Source organism: Gallaecimonas kandeliae (assembly GCF_030450055.1).
GTDB lineage: Bacteria > Pseudomonadota > Gammaproteobacteria > Enterobacterales > Gallaecimonadaceae > Gallaecimonas > Gallaecimonas kandeliae.
The window spans coordinates 1,946,373-1,960,162 of sequence record NZ_CP118480.1; the positions used below are offsets into that span (position 1 = coordinate 1,946,373).

Annotated in this window: 18 protein-coding genes; 2 read left to right on the forward strand and 16 right to left on the reverse strand. The window is 64.7% G+C overall.

Annotated features, from left to right (window positions below):
• Positions 1-97 precede the first annotated feature (97 nt).
• The gene (locus PVT67_RS09475; protein ID WP_301493215.1) at positions 98-595 is read left to right on the forward strand and encodes a DUF3592 domain-containing protein; all 498 of its coding nucleotides are present in this window, start codon (positions 98-100) and stop codon (positions 593-595) included.
• A 57-nt stretch (positions 596-652) separates the two neighbouring features.
• Positions 653-1,222, forward strand: a complete 570-nt coding sequence (gene efpL / locus PVT67_RS09480; protein ID WP_301493216.1) for an elongation factor P-like protein EfpL — start codon at positions 653-655, stop codon at positions 1,220-1,222.
• Between the two features lie 43 nt (positions 1,223-1,265).
• On the opposite strand, the gene PVT67_RS09485 is transcribed toward efpL, so the two are convergent.
• The 16 genes from PVT67_RS09485 to PVT67_RS09560 all read right to left on the reverse strand — a co-directional run bounded on the left by PVT67_RS09485 (position 1,266) and on the right by PVT67_RS09560 (position 13,763).
• On the reverse strand, positions 1,266-1,751 hold the full coding sequence (locus tag PVT67_RS09485; protein WP_301493218.1) for an aminoacyl-tRNA deacylase: 486 nt from the start codon (positions 1,749-1,751) through the stop codon (positions 1,266-1,268).
• A 74-nt stretch (positions 1,752-1,825) separates the two neighbouring features.
• Positions 1,826-2,650 carry an NAD-dependent epimerase/dehydratase family protein gene (locus PVT67_RS09490; protein ID WP_301493220.1) on the reverse strand — a complete coding sequence of 275 codons (825 nt, stop codon included), beginning with the start codon at positions 2,648-2,650 and terminating at the stop codon, positions 1,826-1,828.
• Positions 2,647-3,150 (reverse strand): MgtC/SapB family protein, encoded by a 504-nt coding sequence (locus PVT67_RS09495; protein ID WP_301493221.1) that lies wholly within the window; start codon positions 3,148-3,150, stop codon positions 2,647-2,649. The genes PVT67_RS09490 and PVT67_RS09495 overlap by 4 nt, the downstream gene beginning before the upstream one ends.
• A gap of 91 nt (positions 3,151-3,241) precedes the next feature.
• Positions 3,242-3,763: an AraC family ligand binding domain-containing protein gene (locus PVT67_RS09500; protein WP_301493222.1), complete on the reverse strand. Its 522-nt coding sequence runs from the start codon at positions 3,761-3,763 to the stop codon at positions 3,242-3,244.
• Positions 3,763-4,929 (reverse strand): methyltransferase, encoded by a 1,167-nt coding sequence (locus PVT67_RS09505; RefSeq protein ID WP_301493223.1) that lies wholly within the window; start codon positions 4,927-4,929, stop codon positions 3,763-3,765. The genes PVT67_RS09500 and PVT67_RS09505 overlap by 1 nt, the downstream gene beginning before the upstream one ends.
• A 31-nt stretch (positions 4,930-4,960) precedes the next feature.
• Entirely contained in the window at positions 4,961-5,479 is a 519-nt protein-coding gene (locus PVT67_RS09510; RefSeq protein WP_301493224.1) for a DUF3833 domain-containing protein, read from the reverse strand.
• Positions 5,480-5,481: 2 nt separating this feature from the next.
• Positions 5,482-5,925 carry a chalcone isomerase family protein gene (locus PVT67_RS09515; protein WP_301493226.1) on the reverse strand — a complete coding sequence of 148 codons (444 nt, stop codon included), beginning with the start codon at positions 5,923-5,925 and terminating at the stop codon, positions 5,482-5,484.
• Positions 5,922-6,401 carry a DUF2878 domain-containing protein gene (locus tag PVT67_RS09520; protein ID WP_301493227.1) on the reverse strand — a complete coding sequence of 160 codons (480 nt, stop codon included), beginning with the start codon at positions 6,399-6,401 and terminating at the stop codon, positions 5,922-5,924. The genes PVT67_RS09515 and PVT67_RS09520 overlap by 4 nt, the downstream gene beginning before the upstream one ends.
• Complete coding sequence (locus PVT67_RS09525; RefSeq protein WP_301493229.1) at positions 6,386-7,639, reverse strand: SAM-dependent methyltransferase; 1,254 nt, start codon at positions 7,637-7,639, stop codon at positions 6,386-6,388. The genes PVT67_RS09520 and PVT67_RS09525 overlap by 16 nt, the downstream gene beginning before the upstream one ends.
• Complete coding sequence (locus tag PVT67_RS09530) at positions 7,636-8,364, reverse strand: DUF1365 domain-containing protein (protein ID WP_301493230.1); 729 nt, start codon at positions 8,362-8,364, stop codon at positions 7,636-7,638. The genes PVT67_RS09525 and PVT67_RS09530 overlap by 4 nt, the downstream gene beginning before the upstream one ends.
• A complete protein-coding gene (locus tag PVT67_RS09535) occupies positions 8,361-9,593 on the reverse strand; it encodes an NAD(P)/FAD-dependent oxidoreductase (protein WP_301493231.1) in 1,233 nt (410 codons plus the stop codon). Before PVT67_RS09535 ends, PVT67_RS09530 begins: the two co-directional genes overlap by 4 nt.
• The gene (locus PVT67_RS09540; protein ID WP_301493232.1) at positions 9,590-10,309 is read right to left on the reverse strand and encodes an SDR family NAD(P)-dependent oxidoreductase; all 720 of its coding nucleotides are present in this window, start codon (positions 10,307-10,309) and stop codon (positions 9,590-9,592) included. Before PVT67_RS09540 ends, PVT67_RS09535 begins: the two co-directional genes overlap by 4 nt.
• On the reverse strand, positions 10,306-10,734 hold the full coding sequence (locus PVT67_RS09545) for a nuclear transport factor 2 family protein (RefSeq protein ID WP_301493233.1): 429 nt from the start codon (positions 10,732-10,734) through the stop codon (positions 10,306-10,308). Before PVT67_RS09545 ends, PVT67_RS09540 begins: the two co-directional genes overlap by 4 nt.
• Entirely contained in the window at positions 10,734-12,122 is a 1,389-nt protein-coding gene (phrB, locus tag PVT67_RS09550) for a deoxyribodipyrimidine photo-lyase (RefSeq protein ID WP_301493234.1), read from the reverse strand. The genes PVT67_RS09545 and phrB overlap by 1 nt, the downstream gene beginning before the upstream one ends.
• Positions 12,119-12,829, reverse strand: coding sequence for a MerR family transcriptional regulator (locus PVT67_RS09555; RefSeq protein ID WP_301493236.1), 711 nt, complete (start codon positions 12,827-12,829; stop codon positions 12,119-12,121). The genes phrB and PVT67_RS09555 overlap by 4 nt, the downstream gene beginning before the upstream one ends.
• Positions 12,819-13,763, reverse strand: coding sequence for a YbgA family protein (locus tag PVT67_RS09560; protein WP_301493238.1), 945 nt, complete (start codon positions 13,761-13,763; stop codon positions 12,819-12,821). Before PVT67_RS09560 ends, PVT67_RS09555 begins: the two co-directional genes overlap by 11 nt.
• Between the last annotated feature and the right edge of the window lie 27 nt (positions 13,764-13,790).

Consider the following 13,790-nt stretch of genomic DNA (forward strand, 5'->3'; position numbering starts at 1 on the left):
GCTTTGTTAAACAAATGTAGTACAAATACGGACGTGAACTCGGGGCGAAAATATGCTTTACTCAGACGTCATTCTGTAACGGCGTGTTTCGGTCCTGATGCAGACAGCAGTGTCTCCCAACAACGATAGTCGATGGCTGCAGCGCCTCCTGCTGGTGCCCTTCGTGGTCTTTGCGATCATCGCCTTGTTGATGGCCGTCAAATTCGCCTTTTCCCTCCACGACAGGTTCAGTTGGTTAAACCAGGCCGAGATGACCCGTGGCGTGGTGCGCCAGCACCTCATCAAGCACGTTCCCCAGCGTTTCGGCATGAAGGAAAAGCTGCAGCTGGCCATCTACTACAACGACAAGAAGGGCCATTGGCACGAGTTCGTGTCCAAGAGCGATCTCACCGAATACAACCCCTTCGCCACCCCGCCCCAGGTCGGTGAGCGGCTCTGGCTCTATTACCTGCCCAACACCCCCAACCAGGCCCGTCTGGCCGGCTTCAACGCCTTCTGGCTGCCGGTGATCCTCGAAGGGGTCTTCCTGTTGTTCTCCGCCCTGCTGGGCTTCGTACCGCTCATCTACATCTGGCTGCAACGGCGCCACGACTGACTGGCAAAAAGGGCTTTTCCTGGCTTAAGATGCGCCATCTTTCCAGGAGAAATACCCATGCCAAGGGCTAACGAAATCAAGAAAGGCCTGGTCGTCGAACTGGACGGCAAGCTGCTGATAGTGCGCGACGTGGAAGTGCAGAACCCCAGCGCGCGCGGCGCCACCACCCTCTACAAGATGCGCTTTTCCGATCTGCGCACCGGCCTCAAGGTGGAGGAGCGCTTCAAGGGCGACGATATCCTCAACACCGTCGAGATGGTGCGCCACAACGTGGTGCTGTCCTATGCCGACGGCGACGAGCACGTCTTCATGGACGAGGCCGACTACAGCCAGTTCCCCCTCAAGAGCAAGGACATCAGCGACGAGCTGCTGTTCATCGACGAGAACACCAAGGGCATGATGCTGCTGATGGTGGACGACCAGGTGGTGGGCCTGGAGCTGCCCCAGACGGTGGAAATGACCGTCGTCGATACGGCCCCCGAGATGAAGGGCGCCTCCGCCACGGCCCGCACCAAGCCGGCCAGCTTCGCCAGCGGCCTCAGCATCCAGGTGCCGGAATACATCAAGGTGGGTGACAGGGTGCGGATCCACACCGGCGAAAAGCGTTTCATGGGCCGGGCCGACTGAGCCCCAAGAACCCAAGAAAAGGGCCGCGAATGCGGCCCTTTTTTCAATGCCAGGTTTGTTCCTCGAAGGCGATGGCCCCCTGCTTGGCGTGGGGCAACAGGGCCCTAAAATGTTCCCCCTTGATGTGCAGCAGATCCTTGTGATCGCCGCTTTCCAGGAAGACATCGTCACGCCACCAGAGGCTTTCATCCACCAGGGTTTCCATGGAGAAGGCTTCGCCCAGGGCCGGTATGGCGCCCAGCTCGCAATCGCGGAAGCGATCGGCCAGTTCCCGCTCGGTCAACAGCCGGCAATCCCTTTCCAACAACAAATTGACCCTGGAGAGGCTGACCTTATGGCTGGCCGGCACCACCGCCATGATCTGGCGGCCTTCGTGATCTTCCAGCACCACCGCCTTGGCCATGTATTTCAATGGCACCTGGCTGGCGATGGCGCTCTGTAGCGCCCCTTCGCTGTACGGATGGTGGATGTGTTCCGCCCTGATGTTCCGTGCCGCGAGGTAATTGCGCAAGGACTCTGACATGCTCATAGCAACCTCCTTCGTCAACGCCCAGCATTGAGTATAGGCAGTGCCAGGCCAGGCAGGACGCGGCTTCAGGGACCCTAAAGGCCCAGCAGCTGGTCGAAGTTGAACTTTGGCCTGTAGCCGAGCAGGCGTTCGGCCTTGGCGGTGACATAAACCCTGTCGATGCTGGCTGGCAGCTGCCAGCCTCTTTGCCGATAAAGGGCTTTGGCATCAGGGTAATAGCGGAGTACGACGGCGGCGGCGTCCCGCTTGAGCTCGCCAAGGTCGGCCTGCTGGAAGGGTGAGCGGTTGGAGATGTTGAATATTTCAAAGCCTGCCAAGGGGGCCGACAAGGCCTTGAGATGGGCCAAGGCACCGTCGCGCTCGTCCAGGCCGCGGTAAAGCCGGTAGTTGGCCATGGCGTTGGCCGGCTCGTCCATGAAGCGCGACACCCGCAGCACGGCCGTGGTGAAGCCCGGGGCGAAGAAGTCCCGGCACAGGTGCTCCGCGGCCTGCTTGCTGATGTCGTAGATATCCCTGGGCCTGGGCGCGAGGTCTTCGTCGACCCAGACGGCTCTGTCAGGGCAGTCCATGGCGGCGCCGTAGATGGAGGTGGTACTGGTGTAGAGAAAGCGCCCCACCCCGGCCGCCTTGGCCGCTTCCAAGAGGCGCAGGGTACCGCTGACGTTGGTGTCGATGAAGGCCTGGCGGGAAAGCCCCAGATCCAGGTGGCGGCCATGGAGGGCGGCGCTGTGGATGACGGCGTCGCAACCGTCGAGCCAGGGCGCCAGATCATCGCGGCGGATGTCCACAGGCTCTTGCCCGGCCAAGTCCAGGCTCACCACCTGGTGGCCCTCGGCCAGGGCGGCCTGAACCAGGTGGCGGCCAAGGCGCCCGGAGGCGCCCGTGACCGCCAGCCTCACTGACCTTCTTCCCAGGGGTCGACGGGGGGCTTTTGCCGCCAACTCTGGTAGCGCTGGTGCACGCCCCGGCGCAGGGACTTGAAGCTGGCCTCCAGCATGTCCACTCCCACCAGTACCGTCACTATCACCAGGCTCAGCTTGAGAGCTGTGCTGTCATGGTGGATGGCGATGACCACCCCTATGCTGGCCAGGGTCCAGATGGCGGCGGCCGAGGTGACCCCTATCACCACCCCGTCCCTGGCCATCATGACGCCGGCCCCGAGGAAGCCGACCCCTGTGACGACCTGGCCGATGATCCGGGACGGATCAGTGCTGCTGTTGGTGATGGACAGGGAGGCCATCACGAAGAAATAGGTGCCCAGCACCACCAGCGCCGAGGTGCGGATCCCCACCGGCTTGCCGCGCAGTTGCCGCTCCAGGCCTATGATGGCGCCGCACAGCACCGACATGCCGATATCGGTCCAGGAAAAGGGGGTAATGCTCAGCCAGTCCGCTTGCATCGGAGGTTCCGAAAAGGGGGGAAGTAACGGCATTGTAATGCCGTCCAAGCCCTGCTGTGCAAGGCCGCCTGGAAAAAAAACGGAGCCCTGCTCAGCCCTCGGGGCTGAGGGGCAAGGGCCTGGGGTCGATATCGACGCCGGCCTGGTGGCGGCCTTGGCGGCCGGCCTCGATAAGGGCCAATGGCGCCAGGCTACCCTGGGCCGGCCAGGCCAGGGGGGCCGGCAGCGCCTTCAGTTTTTGCCCTTCCAGGCCCAGGGCCAGGCAGCGCAGCAGCAGTGCCCTGGCCTCGCCCTGTTTCGACTTGGCCTTGTCCAGAGTCAGGGCCAGCCAGGGGTCGGTCAGCAGCCCCAGCTTCTCGGGCATCGGCAGATCCAGGCGGGCAGAGAGCCAGGCGCAATCGAAGGTGCTGTCGTCACTGGCACCGAGGGCGAAGAGGGTATCGGCAGGCAACCACAGCAGATCGCCGGTCCGGAGCGGATGGTAGGCCTTGCCGAGGCGAAGCGCCCCAAGGCCGGCTTGCCAATGCACCAGAAGGCCTGTGGCCAGGCGTTGGCGGGCAGAGAGTCTGGCCTTGGCGTAATGGCGGCTTTCCAGGGTGACGGGCAGGTACATCAGGCATCTCCTCTGCGCGCGTCGATAAGGGCGTTGCGCGGGCTGTTGTGTTTGTCGGTAAAGGTGCCGAGCCGGACTTCATAGCCCTGCTCCTCCAGGAAGCAGACCCTGTCGAGCAGCAACCACAGTTCCAGGGGCCAGCGATACCAGTGCCTCACCCATTCCAGTTGGCGCACGAAGCGCTGGCGCTCGGCGCCGCGCGCCAGGCAAGGGGCTAAGTCGATGCCGGCGGGCAGGGCCAGGCCCTTCTGGCCGGCGGCCCAGGCGGCAAAGTCGGCGAAGGGCCCCGAAAAGAGGGACTGGGGAGCAGGAGGGACAGGCAGGTAGCTGTCGCGCCCCAGCAGCTGCCGTTGCAAGGCGTCGAAGGCCAGGCGGTAGTGCTGTTCTGTGTGGCGCAGCCTCGCTATGCGGGCGCCCCCCGTCACCTGTTCCTGCAGGGGCAGGCGCAGATCAAAAGGCGTGAGGCCCAGATCCCCTTCCCTGCCCACCCTGGACAAAGGCTGGTAGCGCTCCGTCTTGATAAGGTGGTAACAGCAGGGGGACAGGCTGATGGCGGCCGCGCCGGCGCTGCTGGCCTGGCGCAGCAGGCTCAGGTGCAGCTCGCCACAGGCATGGAGGGCAACGGCATGGATGTCCTGCTTGAAGAACTGGCTGCTGTCGGGGGCCAGGGCGTCGGCACAGACAAAGCTGTGTGGCAGCTGCCAACGCTGCGCCTCGGCCTCGCCCTGGCGGCACAGCTCGGCCTGCCATTCGATGGCCGTCACCCGCTGCCCCTGGCTGGCCAGCAGCCTCCCCAGGTGGCCCTTGCCGGCGCACCATTCCAGCACAGGACCAAGCGGGCTTATGGCACCGGCAAAGTCCCGCACCTGGGCCCATTTGCGCCCCGGCATGCCCACTTCGATACGGGGCGGCAGCTTGAGCTGCGCCTGCGGTAGCCTCGGCAGGGACATGGCCAACCAGGGGGCCAGGGCTGGCCTGACACGCCGGACCAGGGCCAGGTGCTCGGCGACGCCCATGGCCTCCAGGGCATCGGGCTCCAGGTCGGTGACAAAAGCCAGCTCCGGCCAGGGCCAGTGGAAGCGGTCGAAGGGCAGGAACTGCCAATCCGCCTTGTGGGCGGACAGCACCTGGCTGAGTTGGCGAAGTTCGGCGGCGTGGTTTTGCATGGCGGCGCATTATACGCAAGGGCCGCCGATTTTACCGCTTTTCGAAAAAGAGGGTCACTTCCCCCACCGCCAGGCCGAATTTCTTCATCACGGAGCGGTTCAAGAGGTGCTTGTCGTCCAACTGATACATCCAGTCCTCGAAGCCGACCTCCATCTCGGAGCCGTCGTCCAGCTTGAGCTGCATCCGGTAATGCCACTCGAAAGCCATGCCGACGGCCCGGCCCTGGGCCTCCCCCACCACGTCGCTGGCCTTGCCGCTGTACCGGCCGCCGCCCAGGGCTTTGAGCGTCCAGAGGCGGTGCTGCGTCTTGCCGTCGGCATAGGTGAAATGCTCGTCCAGGGTGCCGACACCGTCCCGCCACTGCCCTTGCAGTTTGACGGTAAAGCGCCTGATGACCTTGCCCGAGTAGTCCTGGAAGACGCCTCTAGCCACCAGGGGGCCCTGGAAGAAGGTCTCCAGACGCAGCGGTGGCGCCGTGCCCTGGTAATCCTCCAGGCTGGCGCTGCAGCCCCCCAGCATCAGCAGTATCGCCATCAACCATGTTCGCATCATCACTCCTTACCCAGCAGGGCTTTTCGCAACCCGGGGGCCCGGGTCTCGGGTGACAGCCAGATGGCCAGGAAAGCCGGGCCGAACCCCGGCGAGCCGTTGGTGGCCACCAAGGTGCCGTTGAAATAGAGCCGGCTCTGGCTGGGCAGCACTTCCAGGCGCAGCTCGTCCCCCTTGCGCACGTTCGGGCAGTGGGCCTGGAACCAGGCCAGCCAGTCGGGGTTGAAAAGGCCCAGGTGGCGCCATTCCTTGCCGGTCTGGCTGACGATGTCGTCGGCGTCGAAATGCTTGAGGTAGCGAAGGGCCAGGGCCTGGCCCTGGTCACTGCGGTAATAGCGGGCCTGGTAGAGATCCCAGAAGAGGTACTGGTAACGCCCCTGCCCCACCAACTGCCACTGGGCGAAGGCCGGCAGGGCGCAAAACAGCAAGAGCCCAAGCCATTTCATGACAGGCTCCCGGTACCGCGCCGCATCAGCAGCGGCAACAGCAGGGCCCAGACCAGGGCCAGTACCGCCAGGCTCGAGCCCAGGGGCCAGCCGAAACTGACCGCCCCCAACCGCACTCCGGCCCAGTAGGCAAAAGGTCCGCCCAGGGCCCCCAACACCGCCGCCAGCCAGGGCCTGGTTTTCAGCCAGGCCAGGCCATGGTTGGGCAACATGCCAAAGGCGGCCCAGAGCGCCAGCAGCCAAGGGGGCACAGGCCAAGGCCCAGGCCCGAAGTCGAGCACACCGGCGGCACTGAGGCTGCCGTCCACCGCCAGGCCGGCCAACACCAGGGCCGCCATCAGCAGGGCGTCGTTGCGCCGCTTTGGGCTGAGGGCCAGGTGCAAGGCCAGCAAGGCGGCTACCGCCCAGGGGCTTTGCCAGAGCACGGCGGCCAGCCAAGCCAGCTGGAACAGCAGCAGGTTCAGCCAGACAGGCATGTGCGGTTACCGGGCCGGGTGGCGACCAGCTGCACCACGCTGATGGCCCGCTCCATGAAGCCCCCTTCGCAATAGCAGAAGTAGTAGTCCCAGAGGCGGCGAAAACGCTCGTCATAACCCAGTTGGCGAAGCTCCTCGAAGGCGCCGTGGAAGCGCCGGCGCCACTCCCTCAAGGTGCGGGCGTAGTCGAAGCCGAAGTCCAGCAAATCGCGCACCACCAGGTCGGTATGGGCCGTCATCAAGGACAACATGCGGGTGTTGGAGGGCAGGCAGCCGCCGGGGAAGATGTGGCGCTGGATGAAGTCCACGGAGCGGGCATAGCTGTCGTAGCGCTGGTCGCTGATGGTGATGGCCTGGAGCAGCATCAGGCCATCGTCCTTGAGCAAGGACTGGCATTTTTTGAAAAAGCCCGGCAGGTAGCCGTGGCCCACCGCCTCGATCATCTCGATGCTGACCAGCTTGTCGTACTGGCCGCCAAGCTCCCGGTAGTCCTCTTTGAGGAGGCAGATACTGTCTTCCAGCCCCGCTTCGGCCACCCGCCTGGCGGCCTCTTCATACTGGGCGTCGGAGATGGTGGTGGTGGTGACATGGCAGCCGTAATGGCGGGCGGCATGGATCGCCAGGCCGCCCCAACCGGTGCCGATCTCCAGCAGCCTGTCCCCCGGCTTAAGATCGAGGCGGGTGCAGATCCTGTCCAGGCGGTGGCGCTGCGCCTCCTCCAGGCTGGCCTCGGCATGGGGATAGAGCGCCGAGGAATACATCATGGTGGGGTCAAGGAAGCGCTCGTAGAGGGCGTTGCCCAGATCGTAATGGGCCAGGATGTTCTTCTTCGAACCGCGTTTGCTGTTGCGATTGGCCAGGTGCTTGAGCCGTTGCAGCGGCCAGGTCAACCAGGCCAGGCGCCGCTCCAGGCCGTCCAGCAGCGGCAGGTTGAGCACCATGATGCGGACCAGGGCGGTGAGGTCGTCGCAGCGCCAGAGCCCGTCGACATAGCCCTCCCCCGCCCCTATGCTGCCGCCCAGCAGCACCCGGGTATAGAAGGCCCCGTCCAGCACCTCCAGGGTGGCGCTGGGCTGGCCTTGGCCGAACCTGACCAGGCCCTCGGCGTCACGGATGTTCAGCTGGCCCTGCTGGAGCTGTGCCAGCAGGGCGAACAGGGTTTTCCTGGCCACCCGCTGCGGCAGGGTCAACAGGGGTTGCAGGGGCTGGGTCTTGGTCTGGGTGGCCGAGTCCGTCATGCCGTCTCCTTGGGGTAGCCGTAGAATTTCACGCCCTTGAGGGCCAGTTTCAGGGCCTGCCAGTAGATGCCGAGCACCACTGTCAGGGTCATTGCGGGCCTGCGCAGCAGCTGCCGGCGGACCGCCTCAAGGGTCAGGGGGTGGCGCCGCAGCGCCAGTGTTGCATCCATTACGCAGCCGCGGCCGTCCTGGTTTTGCAGGTGCACCAGCAACTGGTCGCCGGGAGCCTTGAGCCGCCAGCTGTAGCGCTGCTCCAAGGGGTTGAAGGGCGAGACATGGAAGGCCTTGTCATGGTCCGGCACCTGGCCGTCTTCCACCTTGAAGCCGTAGCAATGGCGGCGGTTCCAGGGGGTGTTGGAGACCTCCGCCAGGAAATGGCTCCAGCGCCCCTCGGCGTCGAAGCCGTAGTAGAAATTGACCGGACTGAAATAGAGCCCCAGGGTGCGCAGGTTCAAGAGCCCGCAGACTTTCCCCTGGGGCCGGGAGCCGGTCAGCGCCTCCAGCTTGTCCCTGACCGCCTCCCCCAGGGGTTGCTCCGCCGGCCCCAGGTAGTCGGGGCGGTAGAAGCGGGCCAGGGCGAAACGCTCGCAGGAAAACCAGGGGCCAAGGCTGGCCGGCAGGGCGTCGAGATCCAGGTACCACATGAAAAAGGGGTAGCTGAACTGGTGCCGCTTCGGCTGGTGGCGGCGATGGCGCACCGAGCCGACATAGAGGGCCGAAGTCAAGGCGCCACCCCCAAAGCCTCGCAGACCCGCAAGGCGCTGCGCACCCCGTCTTCGTGGAAGCCGTTAAACCAGTAGGCACCGCAGTAGTGGATACCATCGCGGCCCGAGATCTCGGCCCATTGGGCCTGGGCCTCCAGGGCCGCCAGGTTGAAAACGGGATGGGCGTAGTCGAAGCGGCCCAGCACCTTGGGCTCTGAGACATCGTCGTTGAGGGTCACCAGATAGGTGAAGCGCTTCTTGAGTCGCTGCAGTATGTTCATGTCGTAGGTCACCACCGGCTTGGCCCGGCCGCGGCCGAGGCAATAGTTCCAGCTGGCCCAGGCCAGTCGCCTCTTGGGCAACTGGGCGGTATCGACGTGCAGCAACACCTGGTTGTCGTTGAAACCGAGCCGGCCCAGCACCTTACGCTCTGCGTCGCTCGGCGCGGCCAACATCTTCAGAGCCTGGTCCGAATGGCAGGCCAGCACCACTTCGTCGAACAGCCACTCCCTGTCGCCACTGGCAAGGCGCACCTGGCCGCCTTGGCGGGCCACCTGGTCGATGGGGGTGGCGAGATGGATGCGCTCTTTGTAGGGGGCCGTCAGGGGCGCTATGTACTGGCGGGAGCCGCCCTTGATGGTGAACCACTGAGGCCTGTTGGCCACGTCCAGCAGGCCGTGGTTTTCAAAAAAGCGGGCAAAGAAATGCAGCGGAAACTCCCGCATCTCGTCCAGGCCCATGGACCAGATGGCCGCCCCCATGGGCAGCAGGTAGCTCTCCACGAACCAGGGGCCGAAGCCGTTGCGGTCGATGAAAGCGCCAAGGGTCTCGGCACTCGGCCTTCTTGCCTCGGCCTTGGCGGCCTTGTTGAAGCGCAGTATGTCCCGCAGCAACCGCCAGAAGCGGGGCCGCAGCAGGTTGCGCTTCTGGGCAAAGAGGGTGGCCAGGCTATGGCCGTTGTACTCGAGATCCTCAGCGTCGTTGCGCACCGAGAAGCTCATCTCGGTGGGCTGGTAGTCCACCTCCAGCTCGGCCAGCAGCCGCAGGAAGTTGGGGTAGGTCCTGTCGTTGAAGACGATAAAGCCGGTATCGATGGCGCTCTTCTCCCCTTCCAGCTCCACGTCCACCGTATGGGTGTGGCCACCGAGGCGGGGGCCGGCTTCGAAGAGGCTGACCTCGTATTGGCGGGACAGGTAATAGGCGGCGCTCATGCCGGCGATGCCGGAGCCGACCACGGCGATACGTTTCATCTTCTGAGCATTCCTTTGGCAAGGTGGCGCCAAAGCCCCTGGGGCAAGGCCCCGAGGAGCCGCAGCGGCCAGGTGAAAGTCTTGGGGAAATGGATGTGCCGCCGCCCCTTGGCCAGGCCTTGGCGGATCCGCAAGGAGGCCGTCTCGGCGCTGATCCGCAGCGGCATGGGAAAATCGTTCTTGTCGGTGAGTGGCGTTTTGACAAAACCCGGGAAGAGGGTACTGACCCCTATGCCCTGCCCCTGTAGGCTTACCTCCAGGCAATCCATCAGGTAACGGATGGCGGCCTTGGACGCCCCATAGGCCTCGGCCCTTGGCAGCGGCGCGAAGGCGGCGCTGGAGCTCATGGCGGCAAGGCGGGGGTTGTTGCCCCTTTGCAGCGCCGGCAGCACCCCCTCGATGCAGATGGCAAGGGTCGCCAGGTTGGCCTCCATCACCCGGATAAAGGCCGCCGAATCGAAAGCCGGCAGCTCCAGGTATTCGCAGGTACCGGCATTGAGGATGGCAAGGTCAAGGCTGCCAAGACCCTGGCACCAGGCCAGCACCGCCGCCCTGTCGGTGAGCTCCAGGGCCTGGGTACGGATGCCGAGTACTTCCAGCTCGGCCAGGGCCGCCGGGTTGCGGCCAAGGGCCCAGATCTGATGGCCGTCCCTGTGGTAATCCAGGGCCAACTGGCGGCCTATGCCGGAGCTGGCACCTGTTATCAGCACTTTCATGGGGCCAGCCTCCCCTTGAGCCAACGCACCAAGGGCCCCAGCAGGGGCAGGCGCTCGTAAAGCATGGCGCCAAGGTCGAAATAATCCCGGTGCTGACAGACCTTGCCGTCCGAGTCGAAGCTCAGCAGGCTGACCCCGTCCAGGCTGAAAGACCTGCCGCCGCTGAGCCGGGGATGGCGCAGCTTGAGGGTCCATTGCACCCAGGCTTCCTCGCCAAAGAGGCGGACGGCGTGGAAGTCGAAGTGGATGTCCTCCACCTGCTGGTAGAGCCCTTCGAAATAGCGCTCCAGGGCAGGCAGGCCGGTGATGCGATGGGCCGGATCTTCAAATACCAGATCGCTGCTGTACATCTCGGCCAGCAGGTGCAGGCTTTCTTTATCCAGCCGCTGGTAGTGGCCTAAAAATCGTTCCAGTGCCGCTTGCATCAGGCCTCCTTGATGGCCTTGAAAAGGGCCAGGGTCTGGTTCCTTGCCACCTTGTGATCCACCAGGGGCTGCGGATAATCCAACCGACCGGGGTAACGGTGGGGTTCGAACAGGTACTTGTCGTCAAGTCTTTGAAGCTCTGGCAAAAATTTACGGATGAAGTGGCCGTCGGGATCAAAGCGCTTGCCCTGTTCCGTGGGATTGAAGATGCGGAAATAGGGGGCGGCATCTGTGCCGGTGCTGGCCGCCCACTGCCAGCCGCCGTTGTTGGCGGCGAAGTCGCCGTCAATCAGGTGCGCCATGAAGAAACGCTCCCCCCAGCGCCAGTCCAGGTGCAGATCCTTGACCAGGAAGGAGGCCGCTATCATGCGCAGCCGGTTGTGCATCCAGCCAGTCTGCACCAGCTGGCGCATGGCGGCATCGACGATGGGAAAGCCGGTACGCCCTTCGCACCAGGCCGCAAAGACCGCCTGGTCACTTGACCAGGGGATGGCGTCGGTCTCCTCCTGGAAGGCGCGGCCTTTGACCACAGTGGGGAAATGGAAGGCGATGTGCTGGTAGAAATCCCGCCAAATCAGCTCGTTGAGCCAGGTCCCGGGGCCGCTGCCGTCATCCCAGGTGCTGTCTCCATGCTCGTGCAGCAGCCGCCACAAACACTGGCGCACCGAGACGAGGCCCAGGCTAAGGGCAGCCGACAGCCGGGAGGTGGCCTCCTGAGAGGGAAAGTCCCGCCTGGCCTTGTAGTCGGCCACCTCCTCCACCACGAAGCGGCGCATGGCCACAAGGGCCGCCTCTTCGTCCTGGGGCCAGGGAGCCAGCATCGGGTCCCATTGGGGATCGGAAAAACAGGGCACGGGGGCGGCCGCTGTCCCCTGGCCCTTGAGCCGGGGGCGGACCTGGGGCGGTGCCGACAGCAGCAGCTCCTTGAGCTGCTTCTTGAAGGGGGTGAAGACCTTGTAAGGCTGGCCCTGCAGGGTCATGACGGCCCCCGGCGGTGCCAGCAGGCTGTCGTGCAGGAAATGGCAGGGGATGGTGAGTGCCTTAGCCACGGCGCTATCCCTGGCCATCTCGTTGACCAGGTACTCACGGTTGGCGTAGAGGGCTTCGCTCTGGTGCTTTGCACAATAGCCCTGCAGGAAGGCGGGTACGGCGGCAAAATCCTCCAGCACCGCTACGTCCAGCTCGACACCGATGTCGGCCAGGTGTCCGGCCAGGGCCTCTACCGCCTTGTTGATGAGCCGCATCTTGACGGGCGCCATAGGGTGCCGCTGCCACTGGCCGGGAGTGGCGATAAAGAGCCCCCGCACCGGTCCTGCCGCAGCGGCCGCCGCCAGGGCACTGTTGTCCAGGGTGCGCAGGTCGTTTCGGAACCAGATGAGCTGGGTCATGGGGCCTCCTCGAGGTTGAAGGCGCCGGGCAGCACCGAGCGGTGGGGAGGCAGCTCGCCTTTGCAGGCCCCCAGGAAGCAGGCCTCTGGCGCCAGGGCCGCACAGGCCAGGGTCAGTTCCTGGCCATCCAGGGCTTCTCCGAGATCCACGAGGTTGTGACGATGGGACAGCACGGCCGCCACCATCAGCCGCCACAGGGGCGGCAGCTTGCCGGCCAGCAAGGCCAGGGGCTTTTTCGACTGCTGTTGGAGTCGGCAGATGGCGGCCAGGCGCTGGCTAAGTTCTGCTTCCAAGAGGCCCTTGGCCGCGGCGGAAAAAGGTCCGGGCGGCCACTGCTCCAGTTGCTGCCAGAGGGCGCCACAGGCGAGATCCAGGGGCTGCTCTTTGAGGAACTGGTCCAGGGAATGGCGCAGCCCCTGGACCTTGAGGCTCTGGGCCAGGGCCAACAGGGGCCGCGCCAGGGGTGTGGCCTTGGGCTCGCTGATGCCGGCCAGCAGCGCCTTGATGTCGGCCAGGCCCACCCCCATGCCGAGGTAGCGGCGGATCTGCGCCACCTTGTCCAGTTCGCTGCGGGGGTAGAGGCGGTGGCCCTTGGGGGTGCGCTGGGGCTTGAGCAGGCCATAGCGGCGCTCCCAGGCCCTCAGGGTAACGGGCAAAACGCCGGACAGCTCGGCCAGCTCGCCTATTTTCAGCAGTTCAGAGTCCATAACGCAGTTTCAGATCCGAAGGATAAGGTTGCAGGTAGCGCTGCTCGGCCAGGTAAGGCAAAGGATGGCGGCGCAAGTGGTGATTGAGCAGGGTCAAAGGCGCCATCAGCGGCACCAGGCCCTGGCGATAATCGTCGATAAGGGCGGCGAGTTCGGCCTTCTCTTGCGGCTCCAGCACCTTCTTGAAAAAGCCTTGGAGGTGCATCAGCACGTTGGCCTGGTCGCGCCGCTTGGCGGGCCTGGCCAAGGCGGCCATGAAGCGTCGGATGTAGTCGCCGGCCACTTGGGCCAGGTCATTCTGGCAGGCCTTGGCGATCAGGGGTCCGAGCTCCCGGTAGAGGCGCTGGTGGTGGGCCAACAACAGGAACTTGTTGCGGCGGTGAAAGTCCATCAGCCCCTGGACGCTGAGCCCTTCGGCCAGCAGCTGCAGCCATTGGTGGTAGGTCATGACCCGCATCACGAAGTTTTCACGGAGCAGGGGGTCGTGGAGGCGGCCATCCTCCTCCACCGGCAACTCGGGATAGGCGGCCATCAGCCGGCGAGCGAAGACGCCGACGCCGACCTTGCCCAGCCCCTCCCCTTCATGGCTGTAGAGCTTGACCCGCTCCATGCCGCAGGTCGGTGACTTGCCGCAGAGGATATAACCGGCCAGGTGCTGGAGGCCGGGCAGCACCTTGTCGCTGAACGCGTCCAGCTGGTCTGTGACGTCCAGCCCTGCCCCTTTGCTGTCCTGGACCCGGGGATGGTCCGGGTCACCCACCAGGCGGATGGCCGGCCTCGGCGAGCCCAGGCCTATGGCCATCTCCGGGCAAAGGGGATGGAAGCGAAAATGGCGGCCTAGCTCGTCAGCCACGAAACGCGACAGTTTGTGGCCGCCGTCAAAACGGACCTTGTCACCGAGGACACAGGCACTGATCCCGACCCAAATGCTCATCGACTGCCTCCATACCTATACGCATAA